The sequence below is a fragment of the Variovorax sucrosi genome, from assembly GCF_051216635.1.
Lineage (GTDB): Bacteria > Pseudomonadota > Gammaproteobacteria > Burkholderiales > Burkholderiaceae_C > Variovorax.
Window position 1 is genome coordinate 235,937 of record NZ_JBPJZU010000002.1, and the last position, 17,698, is coordinate 253,634.

15 protein-coding genes and 1 tRNA gene are annotated in these 17,698 nt (G+C 67.8%); 5 read left to right on the plus strand and 11 right to left on the minus strand.

What is annotated here, in order from left to right; all coding sequences use genetic code 11:
- Window positions 1–30 precede the first annotated feature (30 nt).
- From lon to ACSFBE_RS04240, 7 genes are all read right to left on the minus strand, one after another.
- Window positions 31–2,475 carry an endopeptidase La gene (gene lon, locus ACSFBE_RS04210; protein ID WP_435489123.1) on the minus strand — a complete coding sequence of 815 codons (2,445 nt, stop codon included), beginning with the start codon at window positions 2,473–2,475 and terminating at the stop codon, window positions 31–33.
- Between the two features lie 122 nt (window positions 2,476–2,597).
- Window positions 2,598–3,863 carry an ATP-dependent Clp protease ATP-binding subunit ClpX gene (gene clpX / locus ACSFBE_RS04215; protein WP_435489124.1) on the minus strand — a complete coding sequence of 422 codons (1,266 nt, stop codon included), beginning with the start codon at window positions 3,861–3,863 and terminating at the stop codon, window positions 2,598–2,600.
- Between the two features lie 107 nt (window positions 3,864–3,970).
- Window positions 3,971–4,579: an ATP-dependent Clp endopeptidase proteolytic subunit ClpP gene (gene clpP / locus ACSFBE_RS04220; protein WP_435489125.1), complete on the minus strand. Its 609-nt coding sequence runs from the start codon at window positions 4,577–4,579 to the stop codon at window positions 3,971–3,973.
- A 112-nt stretch (window positions 4,580–4,691) separates the two neighbouring features.
- Window positions 4,692–6,005, minus strand: coding sequence for a trigger factor (gene tig, locus ACSFBE_RS04225; RefSeq protein WP_435489126.1), 1,314 nt, complete (start codon window positions 6,003–6,005; stop codon window positions 4,692–4,694).
- A gap of 24 nt (window positions 6,006–6,029) precedes the next feature.
- Window positions 6,030–6,116 (minus strand) — tRNA-Leu (locus tag ACSFBE_RS04230).
- A gap of 75 nt (window positions 6,117–6,191) precedes the next feature.
- Window positions 6,192–9,344: an efflux RND transporter permease subunit gene (locus ACSFBE_RS04235; protein WP_435489127.1), complete on the minus strand. Its 3,153-nt coding sequence runs from the start codon at window positions 9,342–9,344 to the stop codon at window positions 6,192–6,194.
- Window positions 9,345–9,354: 10 nt separating this feature from the next.
- Complete coding sequence (locus tag ACSFBE_RS04240) at window positions 9,355–10,509, minus strand: efflux RND transporter periplasmic adaptor subunit (protein WP_435489128.1); 1,155 nt, start codon at window positions 10,507–10,509, stop codon at window positions 9,355–9,357.
- Between the two features lie 128 nt (window positions 10,510–10,637).
- Here ACSFBE_RS04240 and hpnC point away from each other — a divergent pair, with 128 nt between their 5' ends.
- Genes hpnC through ACSFBE_RS04260 form a run of 4 tightly spaced genes read left to right on the plus strand, consistent with a single transcriptional unit; the run spans window position 10,638 to window position 14,041 of the window.
- Entirely contained in the window at window positions 10,638–11,552 is a 915-nt protein-coding gene (hpnC, locus tag ACSFBE_RS04245) for a squalene synthase HpnC (protein ID WP_435489129.1), read from the plus strand.
- 28 nt (window positions 11,553–11,580) lie between these two features.
- Window positions 11,581–12,420, plus strand: a complete 840-nt coding sequence (gene hpnD / locus ACSFBE_RS04250) for a presqualene diphosphate synthase HpnD (RefSeq protein ID WP_435489130.1) — start codon at window positions 11,581–11,583, stop codon at window positions 12,418–12,420.
- The gene (gene hpnE / locus ACSFBE_RS04255; RefSeq protein ID WP_435489131.1) at window positions 12,417–13,673 is read left to right on the plus strand and encodes a hydroxysqualene dehydroxylase HpnE; all 1,257 of its coding nucleotides are present in this window, start codon (window positions 12,417–12,419) and stop codon (window positions 13,671–13,673) included. The genes hpnD and hpnE overlap by 4 nt, the downstream gene beginning before the upstream one ends.
- On the plus strand, window positions 13,673–14,041 hold the full coding sequence (locus tag ACSFBE_RS04260) for a hypothetical protein (protein ID WP_435489132.1): 369 nt from the start codon (window positions 13,673–13,675) through the stop codon (window positions 14,039–14,041). The genes hpnE and ACSFBE_RS04260 overlap by 1 nt, the downstream gene beginning before the upstream one ends.
- Before the next feature lie 14 nt (window positions 14,042–14,055).
- Here ACSFBE_RS04260 and ACSFBE_RS04265 read toward each other — a convergent pair whose 3' ends face one another.
- Window positions 14,056–14,802, minus strand: coding sequence for an HAD family hydrolase (locus ACSFBE_RS04265; RefSeq protein WP_435489133.1), 747 nt, complete (start codon window positions 14,800–14,802; stop codon window positions 14,056–14,058).
- 15 nt (window positions 14,803–14,817) lie between these two features.
- Here ACSFBE_RS04265 and hemH point away from each other — a divergent pair, with 15 nt between their 5' ends.
- Window positions 14,818–15,894 (plus strand): ferrochelatase, encoded by a 1,077-nt coding sequence (gene hemH / locus ACSFBE_RS04270; protein ID WP_435489134.1) that lies wholly within the window; start codon window positions 14,818–14,820, stop codon window positions 15,892–15,894.
- Here hemH and ACSFBE_RS04275 read toward each other — a convergent pair.
- The 3 genes from ACSFBE_RS04275 to ACSFBE_RS04285 form a co-directional block, all read right to left on the minus strand.
- Window positions 15,876–16,382, minus strand: coding sequence for a DUF1993 domain-containing protein (locus ACSFBE_RS04275; RefSeq protein ID WP_435489135.1), 507 nt, complete (start codon window positions 16,380–16,382; stop codon window positions 15,876–15,878). The genes hemH and ACSFBE_RS04275 overlap by 19 nt on opposite strands.
- 75 nt (window positions 16,383–16,457) lie before the next feature.
- Window positions 16,458–17,099, minus strand: coding sequence for a DUF1109 domain-containing protein (locus tag ACSFBE_RS04280; RefSeq protein WP_435489136.1), 642 nt, complete (start codon window positions 17,097–17,099; stop codon window positions 16,458–16,460).
- Window positions 17,096–17,674: a sigma-70 family RNA polymerase sigma factor gene (locus ACSFBE_RS04285; protein WP_435489137.1), complete on the minus strand. Its 579-nt coding sequence runs from the start codon at window positions 17,672–17,674 to the stop codon at window positions 17,096–17,098. Before ACSFBE_RS04285 ends, ACSFBE_RS04280 begins: the two co-directional genes overlap by 4 nt.
- Window positions 17,675–17,698: the final 24 nt, after the last annotated feature.

Genomic DNA, 17,698 nt, shown 5'->3' on the forward strand with positions numbered 1-17,698 from the left:
CTTTTTCGAGCGTCTACAAGCCTCTCGCCGTCAATGCTTGATCGAACCCTCGGAAGGCGCGGCCGCGCGCTGCTTCGACAGTTCGGCCACGGCGGCCGCAGAGGCTGCCACCTCCTCGTCGGACAACGGCGTGGGCATCTTCTCGAGCGCGATCTCCAGCACCTTGTCGATCCACTTGACCGGCACGATCTCGAGGCCGTTCTTCACATTCTCGGGAATGTCCTGCAGGTCCTTGGCGTTCTCTTCGGGGATCAGCACCGTCTTGATGCCGCCGCGCAGGGCCGCCAGCAGCTTTTCCTTCAGGCCACCGATGGCAGTGACCTCACCGCGCAGCGTGATCTCTCCCGTCATCGCGACGTCGCCGCGCACCGGAATGCCCGTCAGCGCCGAGACGAAAGCGGTGGTCATCGCCGCGCCGGCGCTCGGGCCGTCCTTGGGCGTCGCGCCGTCGGGCACGTGGATGTGGATGTCGCGCTTTTCGAAGACCTCGTCCTTGATGCCCAGGCGGTGGGCGCGGCTGCGCACCACCGTGCGGGCCGCCTCGACCGATTCCTTCATCACGTCGCCGAGCGACCCGGTGCGGCTGATCACACCCTTGCCCGGCATGGCCACGGCTTCGATGGTCAGCAGGTCACCGCCGACCTCGGTCCACGCCAGGCCGACCACCTGCCCGACCTGGTTCTGCTTCTCGGCCAATCCGAAGGTGTACTTGCGCACCCCGAGGAAGTCGTTGAGGTTGGCGCCGTCGACCATGACCTTGGGGGTCATCTTCTTGAGCAGCAGGCCCTTCACCACCTTGCGGCAAATCTTCGAGAGCTCGCGCTCCAGCGAGCGCACGCCGGCTTCCCGGGTGTAGTAGCGCACGATGTCGCGCACCGCTTCTTCGGTGATGAGCAGCTCCTCGTCCTTCACGCCGTTGTTCTTCATCTGCTTGGGCAGCAGGTACTTCAGCGCGATGTGGGTCTTCTCGTCTTCGGTGTAACCCGACAGGCGGATCACTTCCATCCGATCCAGCAGCGCCGGCGGGATGTTCATCGAGTTCGAGGTCGCCACGAACATCACGTCCGACAGGTCGAAGTCGACCTCGACGTAGTGGTCGCCGAAGGTGTGGTTCTGCTCAGGGTCGAGCACCTCGAGCAGCGCACTCGACGGGTCGCCGCGAAAGTCGGTGCCCAGCTTGTCGATCTCGTCGAGCAGGAACAGCGGATTGCGCGTGCCGATCTTGTTGAGGCTCTGCAGCACCTTGCCCGGCAGTGCGCCGATGTAGGTGCGGCGGTGCCCGCGGATCTCCGCCTCGTCGCGCATGCCACCGAGCGCCATGCGGGTGTACTTGCGGCCGGTCGCCTTGGCGATCGACTGCCCGAGCGAGGTCTTGCCGACGCCCGGTGGGCCGACCAGGCACAGGATCGGCGCCTTGACCTTGTCGACGCGCTGCTGCACCGCGAGGTATTCCAGGATGCGATCCTTGACCTTGTCGAGACCGTAGTGGTCTTCGTTGAGCACCGCCTCGGCGTGCGCCAGGTCGTGCTTGATCTTGGTCTTCTTGCTCCAGGGCAGGCCGATGAGCACGTCGATGTAGTTGCGCACCACGGTGGCTTCGGCCGACATGGGCGACATCAGCTTGAGCTTCTTGAGTTCGCCCTCGGCCTTCTTGAGCGCTTCCTTGGGCATCTTGGCGAGCTTGATCTTCTTCTCGATCTCCTCGATGTCCGCGCCGTCCTCGCCCTCGCCCAGTTCCTTCTGGATCGCCTTGACCTGCTCGTTCAGGTAGAAGTCGCGCTGGTTCTTTTCCATCTGCCGCTTCACGCGGCCGCGGATCTTCTTGTCGACATTCAAGATGTCGACCTCGCGCTCGAGTTGGCCGTACAGGTTCTCCAGGCGTTCCTTGATGCCGTCGAGGTCGAGCACCGCCTGCTTGTTGTCGAGCTTGAGCGGCAGGTGCGCGGCAATGGTGTCGGCCAGGCGGCCCGGGTCGTCGATGCTGGAGATCGAGGTGAGGATCTCCGGCGGAATCTTTTTGTTGAGTTTGACGTACTGGTCGAACTGCTGCATCACCGCACGGCGCAGCGCCTCGATCTCGGTGCCCTTTTGAGCGGCAGCGCCTTCGAGCACCTCGACCGGCGTGACATTGGCGGTGAAGTGCGTCTCGCCGTCATGGATGCTGTTGACGCGCGCGCGCTGCTGGCCTTCGACCAGCACCTTCACGGTGCCGTCGGGCAGCTTGAGCATCTGCAGGATGGTCGAAACGCAGCCGACCTCGAACATGTCCTCGACCGAGGGCTCGTCCTTGGCAGCGGCTTTCTGGGCCACCAGCATGATGCGGCGCTCGGCTTCCATGGCCAGTTCGAGCGCCTTGATGCTCTTGGGGCGACCCACGAAGAGCGGGATCACCATGTGGGGGAACACGACGACGTCGCGCAGCGGCAGCAGCGGCAGGTCGATGGCGTCGGGAGGCAGGGGGGTGTGGCCGGACATGCGAATCCTCGGAGTGATCAGGCAAAAATGGCACGCGCCGCGCGGATTTCAAGACCCGGCGGCGCGTTCATCGTAGGGCACGCGCCATGCGCGTGGTGATTCAGGCGCAATAGCCCTGGCACTTAGGCCTTTTTTGCCGCTTCTCGGTACACGAGCAACGGTGGCTTGTTTTCTTCGATGGTCGATTCCTCGACCACCACCTTGGCGACGTTCGACGCATTCGGCAGCTCGAACATCGTGTCGATCAGCGACTGTTCCAGGATGGAACGCAAGCCGCGCGCCCCGGTCTTGCGCGCCAGCGCCTTGCGGGCGATCGCCTTCAACGCGGTCGGACGGATTTCCAGGTCGACGCCCTCCATCTGCAGCAGCTTGGTGAACTGCTTGACCACCGCGTTCTTCGGCTCGGTCAGGATCTGCACCAGCGCGTCTTCGCTGAGCTCGGCCAACGAAGCCACCACCGGCATGCGTCCGACCAGCTCCGGAATCAGACCGAACTTGATCAAGTCTTCCGGCTCGACTTCGCGGAACACCTCGGTGATGCTGCGCTGCGCCTTGCTCTTGACCGAAGCGCCGAAGCCGATGCCCGAGGCCTCGGTCCGGTTCTCGATCACCTTCTCGAGGCCGGCAAAGGCGCCGCCGCAGATGAACAGGATGTTGGTCGTGTCGATCTGCAGGAAATCCTGGTTCGGATGCTTGCGCCCGCCCTGCGGCGGCACGCTGGCCATGGTGCCTTCGATGAGCTTGAGCAGTGCCTGCTGCACGCCCTCGCCCGACACGTCGCGCGTGATCGACGGGTTGTCCGACTTGCGCGAGATCTTGTCGATCTCGTCGATGTAGACGATGCCGCGCTGGGCCCGCTCCACTTCGTAGTTGCAGCTCTGCAGCAGCTTCTGGATGATGTTCTCGACGTCTTCGCCGACATAGCCGGCTTCGGTCAAGGTGGTGGCGTCGGCCATCACGAAGGGCACGTCGAGCATGCGCGCGAGCGTTTGCGCCAGCAGCGTCTTGCCCGAGCCGGTGGGGCCGATCAGCAGGATGTTGCTCTTGCTAAGTTCGACGTCCTCGCCCTTGGCTTTCTCCTTGTGGCGAAGCCGCTTGTAGTGGTTGTAGACCGCCACCGACAGCATGCGCTTGGCCGGCTCCTGGCCGATCACATAGTTGTCGAGGTTGGTCTTGATCTCCAGCGGTGTCGGCAGGTCGCTGCGCGCATCGCGCGGCTCGTCCCCCGCAGGCAATTCGTCGCGGATGATTTCGTTGCAAAGATCGATGCACTCGTCGCAGATGAACACCGACGGGCCGGCGATCAGCTTCTTGACCTCGTGCTGGCTCTTACCGCAAAAGGAGCAGTAAAGCGTTTTCTCGCTGGAAGAGCCTTTTTTCTCGGCCATGGGCAAATGCCTCGTAACGGGGGGTGGATCAATGATAACGAAACAAAAACGGCGTTCTCCGCATGGAAAACGCCGTCGTTGCGCAGGCGCCGCAGCGCCGGGCCGGATCAGCCGCGCTTGGAGATCACCTGGTCGATCAAACCGTAGTCTTTCGACTCGTCGGCGGTCAGGAAGTAGTCGCGCTCGGTGTCGCGGGCGATTTTCTCCAGCGGCTGGCCGGTGCGCTCGGCCAGGATGCGGTTCATCTGGTCCTTGGTGCGCAGGATGTCGCGCGCGTGGATCTCGATGTCCGTCGCCTGGCCGCGGGCGCCGCCGAGCACCTGGTGGATCATGATCTTCGAGTTGGGCAGCGAGAAACGCTTGCCCTTCTCGCCGGCCGCCAGCAGAAAGGCGCCCATGCTGGCCGCGAAGCCGATGCACAGCGTCGACACCGCCGGCTTGATGAACTGCATCGTGTCGTAGATCGCCATGCCGGCGCTCACGCTGCCGCCGGGCGAGTTGATGTAGAACGAAATGTCCTTGTCCGGGTTCTCGCTCTCGAGGAACAGCAACTGGGCGACCACCAGGTTGGCGGTTTGGTCGTTGACCTCGCCCACCAGGAAGATCACGCGCTCCTTGAGCAGACGCGAATAGATGTCATAAGACCGCTCGCCGCGGCCCGATTGCTCGATCACCATCGGCACCATGCCGAGACCTTGGATGTCCTGTGCGCTCATGAATAGCTCCGTTCAGTGCTTGACCTTGCCGGGGAGACTCCCCCGGTCAGAGGTCAGATGGGGATGGTGCCGGCGGGTGCAAGCCCCGCCGCAATGTGCCAGTGGCGCGAGCTCAGCCTTGCTGGGCCATCAGTTCGTCGAAGGACACCGACTTGTCGGCGACCTTGGCCTTGCCCAGCACGAAGTCGGTCACGTTGTTCTCGATCACGACGGCTTCGACTTCGGCCAGGCGGCGGTTGTCGCTGAAGTACCAGCGCACCACGTCGGCCGGCTTTTCGTAGCTGGCGGCCAGCTCGTCGATGTGGGCCTTGATCTGCTCGGGCTTGGCTTGCAGGTTGTTGGCACGCACCAGTTCGGCAACCACCAGGCCCAGGCGCACGCGGCGCTCGGCCTGCGGGCGGAACACTTCGTCGGGGATCGGCGCCTTGTCGGCGTCCTTGATGCCGCGCTGCTTGAGTTCGGCGCGGGCGCCTTCGACCATGCGGTCGACTTCGGACTGCACGCTCGACTTGGGCAGGTCGAGTTCGGCGTTGGCGATCAGCGCATCCATCACCGCGTTCTTGTTGCGGGCCAGCAGGCGGAACTTCACCTCGCGCTCCAGGTTGCGCTTGATGTCGGCGCGCAGGCCTTCGACGGTGCCTTCCTCGATGCCGAGCGACTTGGCCAGCTGCTCGTTGACCTCGGGCAGGTTCGCCGCTTCGATCTTCTTCACGGTGACCATGAAGTCGGCTTGCTTGCCGGCCACATCCTTGCCGTGGTAATCGGCCGGGAACGACAGCGGGAAGGTGCGGCTGTCGCCGGACTTCAGGCCGCGCACGGCGTCTTCGAATTCCTTGAGCATCTGGCCTTCGCCGATGATGAACTGGAAGTCTTCCGCCTTGCCACCCTGGAAGGTCTCGCCGTCGATCTTGCCTTCGAAGTCGACCGTCACGCGGTCGTCGTCGGCGGCAGCCGTGTCCTGCGAGCGCTGCGCGAAGGTGCGGCGCTGCTTGCGCAGGATGTCGAGCGTCTTGTCGATGGCTTCGTCGGTCACGTCGGCGGTGACGCGCTCGACCTCGGCGCCAGCCAGGTCGTTGATCTTGACGTCCGGGAACACCTCGAACACCGCGTCGAAGGCCATCACGCCTTCGGGCGCTTCTTCCTTCTCGGTGATGCGCGGCTGGCCGGCCACACGCAGCTTGGCTTCGTTGGCGGCTTGCGAGAAAGCCTCGCCGACCTTGTCGTTCATGACTTCGTAGTGCACCGAGTAGCCATAGCGCTGGGCCACGACGTTCATCGGCACCTTGCCCGGGCGGAAACCGTCCATCTTCACGGTGCGCGCCAGCTTCTTCAGGCGGGAATCGACTTCCGACTGGATGGTGCCGACGGGCAGCGTCAGCGTGATCTTGCGCTCGAGTTTCTCGAGGGTTTCAACATTCACGGTCATTTCGTTCTTCCTTGTGAGGTGTGCTGGTGCGCGGGGCCGGACTCGAACCGGCACGTTCTTGCGAACGTCAGGACCTAAACCTGGTGCGTCTACCAATTTCGCCACCCGCGCGGTCAGGTGAATCAAGCAAAAGCGGGCGGCCTCCAAATGCAGACCACCCGCTTCGAAATCGGTCAACCGCGCATTTTAGACGCTAACCGGGGCCGCCTTTTCTTCCCGCTTCACGCGGAATGCGGCGGCGTACATCGCCGGGAGCGCCAGCAGGGTGAGCACGGTGGCCACGATCAGGCCGCCCATGATGGCGACGGCCATCGGCCCCCAGAACACGCTGCGCGACAGCGGGATCATCGCCAGCACCGCGGCGGCAGCCGTCAGCACGATCGGGCGCAGCCGCCGCACGGCCGACTCCACGATCGCGTCCCAGGCCGGCACGCCGGCGGCGCGGTCGCTCTCGATCTGGTCGATCAGGATCACCGAGTTGCGCTGGATCATGCCCATCAGGGCGATTACGCCGAGCAGCGCGACGAAGCCGAAGGGACGGTTGAGCAGCAGCAACGCCGCCGCCACACCCGCGATGCCCAGCGGCCCGGTGATGAACACCAGCAGCGCCCGGCTGAAGCTGTGCAGTTGCAGCATCAACAGCGTGAAGACCAGGAACAGCATGATCGGCACGCCCGCCACGATCGAGTCCGAACCCTTGCTGCTCTCCTCCACCGCACCGGCCACCTCGATGCGGTAGGCACCCTGGCCGGCCGCGCGCCATTTCGCTTCCAGCGCGCGCAATTCGGGCACCAGTTGCTGCGTCACGGTCGCGCCCTGCAGCCCTTCGGCGATGTCGGCATTCACCGTGATGGCGTAGTCGCGGTTCTCGCGCCACATCACGCCCGGCTCCCAGGTGAAGACCGGCTTGGCGATCTGCGCGAGCGGAATCGAGCGACCCGACGCCGTTGGCAGGTAGGCGTTGCCGATGTCGGAGATGGCTTCGCGTTCGTCGGGCGACTGGCGCAGCACGATGTCGATCAGACGGTCGTTCTCGCGGTACTGGCCGATGGTGGTGCCGCTGAACATGGTGCGCGACGCTTGGGCAATGGCCTGGCTCGTCACGCCGAGCGCGCGCGCCTTGTCCTGGTCGACGTCCAGGCGGATCACCTTCACCGACTCGTTCCAGTTGTCGTTGACGCCACGCGTGTTCGCGTTCTGGCGCATCGCCGCCTTGACCTCGTCGGCATGCAGACGCAGTTGCGCCGGATCGGTCCCGATCACGCGGAACTGCACCGGGTAGGCCACGGGCGGCCCGTTCGGCAACAGCTTGGCACGGGCGCGCACCTCGGGAAACTCCTGGGCCAGCAAGGCGGGCAGGCGCTGGCGCAAGGCGTCGCGCTGATGCAGGTCCTTGGCCAGCACCAGCACCTGCGACGCGTTGGTCTGCGGGAAGATGTAGTCCAGCGGCAGGTAGAAGCGCGGCACGCCGCTGCCGATCCAGGTCGTGACCGACGCGACCTCCGGCTCCTGCATCAGCCGCTGCTCCACGCGCTTGGCGATGTCCTCGTTGGCGGCGAAGGCGGTGCCTTCGGGCGACCACAGGTCGACCAGGATCTCCGGCCGGCTCGAATCGGGGAAGAACTGCTGCTGCACCCGCCCCATGCCCACGATGCCGAGCGCGAAGATCGCCACGGTGGCGCCGATGGTGAGCCAGCGGTGCGCCACGCACCAGTTCACCGTACGGCGGAAGGCGTTGTAGAAGCGTGAATCGAAGAGCTCGTGCGGCGGCGCATCCGGGTCGTGGGGCTTCACCTTCAGCAGCAGTGTGCCCAGGTACGGCACGAAGTAGACCGAGACGATCCACGACAGCACCAGCGCAATGACCGTGACCGCGAAAATCGCGAAGGTGTATTCGCCGGTGGTCGACTTGGCCAGGCCGATGGGCAGGAAGCCGGCGGCCGTGATGAGCGTGCCGGTCAGCATCGGCTTGGCCGTCACGTCGTAGGCGAAGGTGGCGGCACGGACCTTGTCGTAGCCCTCTTCCATCTTCCGCACCATCATCTCCACCGCGATGATCGCGTCGTCCACCAGAAGGCCGAGCGCGATGATCAGCGAGCCGAGCGACACCTTGTGCAGCCCGATGCTGAAGTAGTTCATGGCCAGGAAGGTCACAGCCAGCACCAGCGGAATCGTGATCGCCACCACCAGCCCCGGCCGCACATCGATGTGCCAGCCGAAGCGCCCGCCCTTGTGCAGGCCGAGCGCGACGAAGCTCACCGCCAGCACGATCGCGACAGCCTCGATCAGCACGTGCACGAACTCGTTGACCGAGGTCGCCACTGCGACCGGCTGGTCCTGCACCTGCGCCAGCGTCGCGCCGGCCGGTAGCCGCGAGCTGATGTCGGCCACCGCCACGCGCAGTGCCTGGCCCAGCGCGATGATGTCGCCGCCTTTCGACATCGAGACGCCCAGCGCAACCACCTCCTTGCCCTGGTGATGTACCTTGACGGCCGGCGGATCGATCGTGCCGCGGCGGATCTCGGAAATGTCGCCCAGCCGCAGCTGGTTGCCCGAGCTGCCGCGGATAGGCATTGCGCGCAGCTGCTCCACGCTGGTGAACTGACCACCGACGCGCACCTGCACCATGTCGAGCGGCGACTGGATGGTGCCGGCGCTCTCGATCGCGTTCTGCGCGCCGATCTGCTGCAGCACCGCGTTCATGTCCAGGCCCAGCTGCGCCACGCGCTTCTGCGACACCTCGACGTAGATCTTCTCGTCCTGCACCCCGACCTGCTCGACCTTCGCCACGTCCTTCACCCGCAGCAACCCCTGGCGCACCTCGTCGGCGAAGGTCTTGATCTCCGCGGGCGAGTAGCCGTCGGTCTGCAGCGCGTAGATCACGCCGTACACATCGCCGAACTCGTCGTTGAAGAACGGCCCCTGCACGCCGCCGGGCAGCGTGTTGCGCATGTCGCCGATCTTCTTGCGCACCGTGTACCAGACGTTCGCCACCTCGCCGGGCTTCGACGAGTCCTTGATCTCGAAGATGATCATCGATTCGCCGGGCTTGGAATAGCTGCGGATCTTGTTGGCGTACGGTGCCTCCTGCAGCGTGCGCTCGAGCTTGTCGGTCACCTGCTCGGCCATCTGCTGCGCGGTCGCACCAGGCCAGTAGGTGCGCATCACCATGATGCGGAAGGTGAAGGGCGGGTCTTCGTCCTGGCCCAGCTGGAAGTACGAGGCGAAGCCCAGCACCATGAAGGCCAGCATCAGGTAGCGCGTCAGCGCTGCGTGTTCGAGCGCCCATTTCGACAGATTGAAGCCGGCCTTGCCGGTCGTTTCGCTGGGAGTGGTCATCGCACCGTCCTCAGCGCGAGGCGGCCGAAGCCGGTGCTGCCGCGGGAACGGCGCCAGTGGCCACCGGCGTGGATTTGCCCTGGTAGATCGACACCTTCTGCCCGGGCGCGAGCACATGCACGCCCGCGACCACCACCTGCATGCCCGGCTCGAGGCCCTGGGCAATCACCGCCTCGTTGCCGTCCGCCGTGGCCACCTGCACCGGCTGCGAGCGGACCGTCATGCTGGCCTTGTCGAGCACCCACACCGCCGAGCCGCCGCCCTCCTGGCGCAGCGCGCTGGTGGGCAGCTTGAGCACCGGCGCCCCGACGTGCGACAGGGCCTGCGGCCGGGCATAGACGGTGGCGCCGAGCGGCGGCGCCGTAGCGGCGTCGATCGCCACCTTCACGGTGTAGGTGCGGGTCACCGGGTCGGCGCTGGCGGCCACCTCTCGCACCTTGCCCTGAAGTTCGTCACCGCCCGACCAGCCTCGCACGGCCACGGCCGAACCCGGCTTGATCTGCCCGGCCCGGTCTTCCGGCACTGCGAAGACCACGTCGCGGGCGCCGTCCTGCGCGATGCGCACCACCGGCGTGCCGGCCGTCACCACCTGGCCGGGCTGGGCGTCGATCGCCGTCACCACGCCCGCCACGTCGGCCGCCAGCGTGGCATAGCTCGCCTGGTTGCCTTGCGAGGCGAGTTGCGCCTGCGCCTGCTCGAACTGGGCTTGCGCCGACTTGTAGGTCGCCTCGCGGCGCTCCAGTTCCGCGCCGCTGATGAAGTTCTGCGCCCGCAATTCGCGGTAGCGCTTCAGGTCCGCCGCCGCGAGGTCGCGGTTGGTCTGCGCCGCCGCTTGCTGCGCGCGCGCGGCCTCGGTGGCGAGCCGGTAATCCTGGGGGTCGAGTTGGGCCAACACCTCGCCGGCCTTCACATGCTGGCCAAGCTCGGCCTGGCGACGGAGGATCTTGCCGGCCACACGAAAGCCCAGCTGCGATTCGACCCGGGCACGCACCTCGGCGGAAAACTCCGGCGCCGTGCCGTAGGCGGAGGCACCTACCGTCTGCACCTTCACTGCCCGTACCGGGGCCTCGGCGGCCGGGGGCTTGGAGCAGCCGGCGAGCAGCGCCGCCAGCAGGCAGGTCGCCACTGGAAGGGAAAAGACGGGAGAAGCAATCGATACGGCCATGAACCACCTTGAGGACCGACTGGCCATTAATGACCGAAGGGTTAGTAATTTTGTGGGATGCACCCCGGGCCTGTCAACGAATCGGACCGGCCGGCGCGGCCGGCAAGCGGTGGCCGACAATCGGCCGCGTGCCGCCCTCCTCCCCCTCCCGTCCCGCCGCCGTGCCCTCGGTCGCGCCGCCGCCGGACCACTACGAAAATTTCCCGGTTGCCTCCTGGCTCTGTCCGCCGCGTCTGCGTCCACCCATCGCGGCCATCTATGCCTTTGCGCGCACCGCCGACGACATCGCCGACGAAGGCGAAGCCTCGCCCGAGGAGCGGCTGGCCGATCTGCAGGCCTTTCGCAGCGATCTGGCGATCGCGGCCCGCGGCGGCCCGCCCACTGGGCGCTGGCCGGCGGTCTTCGGCCCGCTCGCCCAGGCGATGCGCGAATTTGCTTTGCCCGAAACCCTGCTGGCCGACCTGCTCTCGGCCTTCATGCAGGACATCGGCAAGACTCGCGACGGCGGCCGCTACGCCGATCGCGCGGAGCTGCTGGACTACTGCCGCCGTTCGGCCGATCCGGTGGGGCGCCTGCTGCTGCACCTGTACGGTGTCGGCGACCCCGTTGCGCTGGCGCAAAGCGACGCCATCTGCAGCGCCCTGCAACTCGTCAATTTCTGGCAGGACCTGAGCGTCGACCTGCCGCGCGGGCGCTTCTATCTGCCGGTCGACGACAGCGCCGACCACGGGCTGTCGCCCGACGCCTTTGACGCGATCCGTCCACGTGGCAACGCACCCGCGCCGCGCGAGGCCCTGGCGCTGGTCGCCGCCGAAGTCGCCTGGGCACGCGCGCTCATGCACGAGGGCGCGCCGCTGGTCCACCGCCTGCCCGGGCGCATGGGCTGGGAGCTGCGGCTGGTAGTCCAGGGCGGCCTGCGCATCCTCGACAAGATCGAGGCACTGGGCTTCGACACCTTCTCGCGCCGCCCCACGGTCGGCAAGGCCGATGCCCCGCTGCTGGCCTGGCGCGCCCTGCGGATGCGGAGACAATCGACGCAATGACTCCCCAGAAGCCCAGCGCAGCCCATCGATGACCCCCGCGCAGTACGTCCAGGAAAAAGCGGCTGCCTCGGGCAGCAGCTTCTATTACGCCTTCTTGTTTCTTCCCACGCGGCGCCGCGCCGCGATCACCGCCTTCTATGCCTTCTGCCGCGAGGTCGACGACGTGGTCGACGAGGTGCGCGACCCGGGCGTCGCCGCCACCAAGTTGGCCTGGTGGCGCACCGAGGTCGCCCAGGCCTTCGCCGGCCAGCCGCACCACCCGGTGATGCAGGCGCTGATGCCGCTGGCCGCCGAGCACGGCATCGAGGCCTCGCAGCTGCAGCAGATCATCGACGGCTGCCAGATGGACCTCGAACAGACCCGCTACCTCGACTTCCCCGGCCTGAAGCGCTACTGCCACCTGGTGGCCGGCGTGGTCGGCGAAGTCTCGGCCCGCATCTTCGGCCAGACCGACCCGCAGACCACCGCCTACGCCCACACGCTGGGCCTGGCCCTGCAGCTCACCAACATCCTTCGCGACGTCGGCGAGGACGCCCTGCGCGGGCGCATCTACCTGCCGGTGAACGAGCTGCAGCAGTTCGACGTCAAGGCGCACGAGCTGCTCAACCGCATCCATTCCGACCGATTCGTCGCCCTGATGAAGTTTCAGGCCGAGCGGGCGCATCGCACCTACGACGAAGCGCTGGCGCTGCTGCCGGCCGCCGAGCGCCGCAACCAGAAGCCGGGCCTGATGATGGCCAGCATCTACCGCGCGCTGCTGCGCGAGATCGAGCGCGACGACTTCCAGGTGCTGAACCAGCGCGTCAGCCTCACGCCGCTGCGCAAGTTCTGGCTGGCGTGGCGCGTGCAGGCGCTGGGTCGGGTTTGAAGATCGCCGTCATCGGCGCCGGCTGGGCCGGCCTGGCCTGCGCCGTCGACGCCACGCGCGCCGGCCACCTCGTGACCCTGTTCGACGCCGCCCGCACGCCGGGCGGCCGGGCACGGCGCATCGACGCCGGCCACAACGGCGCGCCGCTGGACAACGGCCAGCACATCCTGATCGGTGCCTACCGCGACACGCTGGCGCTGATGCGCACCGTCGGCATCGAGCCCGACGAGGCGCTGCATCGCAGCCCGCTGTCGCTGCGCTTCGCCGACGGCGGCGGGCTGGCCCTGCCGCGCCTGGGCGCTCCGCTCGACCTGCTGATCGGCATCGCGACCGCCCGCGGCTGGACATGGGCAGACAAGGCCTCGCTGCTGCGCACCGCCTTCCGCTGGCGCCGGGCGCGTTTCCATTGCACGCCCGAAGCGACCGTCGCGACGCTGTGCGCAGGCCTCACGCCGCGCGTCATGCAGGAGTTGATCGAGCCGCTGTGCGTGTCGGCGCTGAACACGCCGGTGGGCGAGTCGAGCGGCACGGTGTTCCTGCGGGTGCTGAACGACGCCCTGTTCGGCGAACGTGGCGGCGCCGACCTGCTGCTGCCGCGAGTCGACCTCGGCGCGCTGTTGCCCGATGCCGCGGTGCGTTGGCTGGGCCTGCGGGCTGCGACGGTGCGCCTGGGCTGTCGCGTGCAAACGCTGGTGCGAACCGACACCCACTGGCAGGTCGACGGTGAGGACTTCGATCGCGTCGTGATCGCTGGCGCCCCGTGGGACGCAGCGCGCCTGGTGCGCTCGGCGACCATCGACGCGGACAATTGGCTGTCCGTTACCGACGCGCTGCGCTACGAAGCCATCGCCACGCTGTATGTCGACGGCGCCCCGTCGCTGGCGGCACCGATGGTCGCGCTGCGCACCGGCCCCGGCGCACCGGCGCAGTTCGCCTTCGACCGTGGACAACTGGGCGGCCCGCAAGGGCTGCTCGCGCTGGTCGTCAGCGCGAGCTCGCTGCCGCGCGACGCGCTGCAATCCCAGGCGCTGGCACAGGCCACCCGCCAGCTCGGCGCGACCCGCCTGCGCATCGTGCAGATGGTGGTCGAACGCCGTGCCACCTTCGCCTGCACGCCGGGGCTGCGCCGGCCGTGGATGCAGATCGCCCCGGGACTCGCCGCCTGCGGGGACTACCTCGACGGCCCCTACCCCGCCACGCTCGAAGGCGCGGTGCGCAGCGGCCTGGCGGCCGCACGCTGGATCGGACCCTGATGACGCTCGACTACCTGGATTTCGACTTCAGCGAAGAGGCCGACGGCAGGGGCGGCTTCGATGCCGTGGCGTCGGTCGGCCCGCAGCAACTGGCGGCCGTGCACGCGGAGATCGTCGCGGTGCTGGACTGGGCACACGCGGCCTTCGCCGACCAGCGGGCGCCGCTGGACGACGGCGGCGCCTGGGACTTCGATCTGCAGTCGCTGCAGGAGTGGAGCCTGTCGGAAACACTGAGCTACGACGAGGGCAGCGGCCGGCTCACGGTTCGACCCGGGACTGCCGGGGCCCCGCGCCACACGCTGAGCCTGTCGATCGTCGGTTCGGCGGACTTTTGCGCCGCCTTCCGCGCAGCGTTCGAGATCGACTAGAGCCGACCCGCGCCTCAGTGCGCGTCCAGCGCCATGCACAACGCATGCAGGTTGGGCACGACCAGCTGCGGCCGGGCGCCATGCGTCCAGGGCTTGCCTTCTTCGTCGGCGCTGCGCACCAACCAGGCGGCCTGCATGCCGGCGCCGAGCGCGCCCGCCACATCGAGCGCCGCGTCGTCGCCGACGTGCAGCACGTCGCGCGGCAGCAGGCCGACCGAGGCCGCGGCGGCACGGAAGATGGGCGCGTGCGGCTTGCCGCTGCCGAAGGCGCGCGCGCTGAAGGCGGTGCGGAACCAGCGGCCGACGCCGGTGCGGTGGATGTCCGCATTGCCGTTCGAGATGGCGACCAACGGATAGCGCTCGCTGAGCCACTTGAGCGCCGGCAGCGCGTCTTCGTACAGCTCGACGCGTTGCCGCTCCTCGAAGAAGGCGTCGAAGGCCGGATCGGCCAACGCCGGGTCTTCGCCGGCGCGCCGCAGCGCCGCACGGATCGACTCGCGGCGCAGCGCGCTGAGGTCGTGCGCCAAATCGGAACGCTCGCGCTCGGTGGCCTGCCGCAGCTCGCGCAGCACGCCGGGCGTCACCAGCAGCTCGGCGGTCTTCGGCGCCTCGCGCAGCAGCCAGGCATGCAGCACGCGTTCGGCGCGTTCGATGGTCGGCCAGATCGGCCACAGGGTGTCGTCCAGGTCGAGCGAGATCGCCGAAATCCGCTTGACGTCCAGCCCGCCGTGGCCCGCCAGGGCCGGTGTCTCCAAGGTCATGGCCCAGAATATCGCATGCCTTCAATAGACCCATCCGGCGTCGGAGTGCCCCCCCGCGCCGCCGCCGAAGAACGCACCGCCGTCCTGTGGTGCAACCTCGGCTCGCCCGACGAGCCCACGGCCCCCGCGGTGCGCCGCTACCTCTCGCAATTCCTCCACGACCACCGCGTGGTCGAGATCCCCCGCGCCATCTGGTGCCTGATCCTGCACGGCATCATCCTGCGCGTGCGGCCGGCCAAGTCGGCCGCCAAATACCGGAGCATCTGGCTGCCCGAAGGCTCGCCGCTCAAGGTCTGGACCGAGAAGCAGGCCAAGCTGCTGGCCGGCTGGCTGGGCGAGCGCGGCCACCGGCTGTCGGTGCGGCATGCGATGCGCTATGCGAGCCCGTCGATCGCCTCGCAGCTCGACGCCGCGCAGGCCGAGGGCGCGACCCGCGTGCTCGTCATGCAGGCCTATCCGCAGTATTCCGCCACGACCACCGCGAGCGTGATCGATGCCGTCAACGCATGGACGCGCACGAAGCGCAAGCTGCCCGAGCTGCGCTTCGTCAACCAGTACCACGACGACCCGCGCTACATCGAGGCGTTGGCGCAAAGCGCCGAGGCCTATTGGAAGCAGAATGGCCGGCCGGACCAGTTGGTGATGAGCTTCCACGGCATTCCCGAACGCAACATCCGGCTGGGCGACCCCTACCAGGGCCAATGCCTGGAAACGGCCCGCCTGCTGACCGAACGCCTGGGGCTGCCGGCGAGCGCCTACCGCGTGACCTTCCAGTCACGCTTCGGCCGCGCCAAGTGGCTGGAGCCCTACACCGAGCCAACGCTGCGCGAACTGGGCGCTGCCGGCACGGCACGGGTCGACGTGATGTGCCCGGGCTTCCCGGCCGATTGCCTGGAGACATTGGAAGAGATCGCCATGGAAGGCCGCGAAGCTTTTCTGCATGCGGGCGGCAAGGACTTCCACTACATCCCCTGCCTCAACGACAGCCCGGCCTGGATCACCGCGCTGGCCGGCATCGCCGAACGCCACCTCGCCGGCTGGCCGACGAAGCCGCTGCCCGGGGACGTGGCGAATCAGTACGCGCCGAGGTAATCCATCTTCCCGATCGGCACGCCGCTGTGGCGCAGCACGCCATACGCGGTCGTGACGTGGAAGAAGAAGTTCGGCAGCGCGAACTGCAGCAGGTAGCGATCGGCGGTGAAGTGCATCTCACCGCGACGGCTTTTCACGACGACTTCGCGCGCTTCGAAACCGTCGATCTGCGAGCGCTCGACGGTCTTCAGAAAGTCCAGCGTCTTCGCAATGCGCGCCTGCAGTTCCTCGTAGGTCGTCTCGGTGTCGGGAAAGCTCGGCGGCGTGATGCCGGCGAGCCGTGCCGCACCCAGCTTGGCCGCGTCGCTGGCGCTCTGCACCTGGCCGGCCAAGGTGAACATGTCGGGCGCCAGGCGCGCGCCGACCAGCGTCGCCGTGTCGATGTCGTGGGCCTGCGCGTGCGCCAGCGCCTTGTCGAGCAGATGGGCCAGCTGGCCGAGCCCGCGGGTGAAAACGGGGACGGACAGGTCGTAGAGGGATAGCGCCATGGGAATGCTCCGGATGAATGTGCGCGCGATTGTCGTGCGCACCGGCGATCTCTGCTGGCGACCGCCGCGCCGCCCTCACCAGCGCAGCAGGCGCGCCCCCAGCACGGCGCCGAGCGCCACCGGCAAGGCGATCCCTGCCATGTACCAGACGGCCAGGAACGGCGACGCCAGCTCGATGCAGTGCACCGCGTACACGGCCCCGCCCACGCCGCCCGCCAGAGCACCGGCGGCCGCCCCCGCCAGCGCGGGCCGCGTCGGCGCCAGGCTGCGCAGCACCCACAGCGCCGCAACGAAGGTGGGCGTGGCCAGCGCCAGGATGTCGAAGGCGCAATTGCGCCACGTCGGCCCCCACAGCATCGCGGCGCGCGCGGCCGGTGCGGCGGTGCTCCAGTCGAAGGCGGCCAGGGCCCAGATCAGCAGCACCGGCGCCACGGCGGCCGTCCAGGCCAGGCCGCCCCGCACGCCCGGCCGCGCCAGCCGCTGCAACAGCACGAAGCCGGCCGCGGCGATCGCCAGCGGAAACAGCAGCTTGACCCAGAACATCGGCCAGAACAGGGCCTCGACCAGGTCGCGCCGTGGGCCGAATGCGATCAGCAGCAGCGCCACCGACAGCGGCAGCGACACGGCCAGCGCCAGACCGAGCCGGTGGCTCGTCGCCCGCCGCGGCACCGGCGCAGCGTCGGCGCCCAGCAGCGCGATCAGTTCGTCGGTCTTCATCGGCTGTCCTTGATCTTGAGCGCCAGCGCCTTCAGCCCGCGATGGATGCCGACCTTCACCGCCGACTCGGACATGCCGGTGGCGCGCGCTGCCTCGGCGATCGACAGGCCGTGCAGCTTCACATGGACGATCGGCAGCCGGTGCCGGTCGGGCAGGCTCTCGAGCAGGCCGCCCAGGTCGCGCCGCGCGTCGCTGGCGTCGGTGGCCGATTCGGCGAACACCGCGAGATCGTCGTCGAGCGGCTGGTGCAGCGCCTCGCGGCTGCCCTTGGCGCGCAGCAGATCGACCAGCTTATAGCGCGCGATCGCGTGCACCCAGGCCGTCAAGGGCTGGTCGCTCTGGTAGGTGTGGCGCTGGTTGTGCACGGCGAGAAGACACTCCTGGACCAGGTCCTCCACGTCATCCGGCCACCCGAACAGGCGCCGGCCGAGGAAGGCCCGCAAATGGGCGCCCAGCTTCTGCAGGAACAGTCGGTACGCCGCCGCATCGCCGTCCAGTCCGCGGACGAACAGCGCATGCAGCACGGCTTCGGCTTCATGCAGAGGCGTCGGCGCTCCCGGTGTTGTTCGTTTCATGCGTGCCGAAGGTTACAGGCAGGC

Excerpts from the sequence above, each read along its gene's own strand:
- lon (WP_435489123.1), bottom strand. The coding sequence starts at position 2,475 with ATGTCCGGCCACACCCCCCTGCCTCCCGACGCCATCGACCTGCCGCTG.
- clpX (WP_435489124.1), bottom strand. The coding sequence starts at position 3,863 with ATGGCCGAGAAAAAAGGCTCTTCCAGCGAGAAAACGCTTTACTGCTCC.
- clpP (WP_435489125.1), bottom strand. The coding sequence starts at position 4,579 with ATGAGCGCACAGGACATCCAAGGTCTCGGCATGGTGCCGATGGTGATC.
- tig (WP_435489126.1), bottom strand. The coding sequence starts at position 6,005 with ATGACCGTGAATGTTGAAACCCTCGAGAAACTCGAGCGCAAGATCACG.
- ACSFBE_RS04235 (WP_435489127.1), bottom strand. The coding sequence starts at position 9,344 with ATGACCACTCCCAGCGAAACGACCGGCAAGGCCGGCTTCAATCTGTCG.
- ACSFBE_RS04240 (WP_435489128.1), bottom strand. The coding sequence starts at position 10,509 with ATGGCCGTATCGATTGCTTCTCCCGTCTTTTCCCTTCCAGTGGCGACC.
- hpnD (WP_435489130.1), top strand. The coding sequence starts at position 11,581 with ATGACCCCCGCGCAGTACGTCCAGGAAAAAGCGGCTGCCTCGGGCAGC.
- ACSFBE_RS04260 (WP_435489132.1), top strand. The coding sequence starts at position 13,673 with ATGACGCTCGACTACCTGGATTTCGACTTCAGCGAAGAGGCCGACGGC.
- ACSFBE_RS04265 (WP_435489133.1), bottom strand. The coding sequence starts at position 14,802 with ATGACCTTGGAGACACCGGCCCTGGCGGGCCACGGCGGGCTGGACGTC.
- hemH (WP_435489134.1), top strand. The coding sequence starts at position 14,818 with ATGCCTTCAATAGACCCATCCGGCGTCGGAGTGCCCCCCCGCGCCGCC.
- ACSFBE_RS04275 (WP_435489135.1), bottom strand. The coding sequence starts at position 16,382 with ATGGCGCTATCCCTCTACGACCTGTCCGTCCCCGTTTTCACCCGCGGG.
- ACSFBE_RS04280 (WP_435489136.1), bottom strand. The coding sequence starts at position 17,099 with ATGAAGACCGACGAACTGATCGCGCTGCTGGGCGCCGACGCTGCGCCG.
- ACSFBE_RS04285 (WP_435489137.1), bottom strand. The coding sequence starts at position 17,674 with ATGAAACGAACAACACCGGGAGCGCCGACGCCTCTGCATGAAGCCGAA.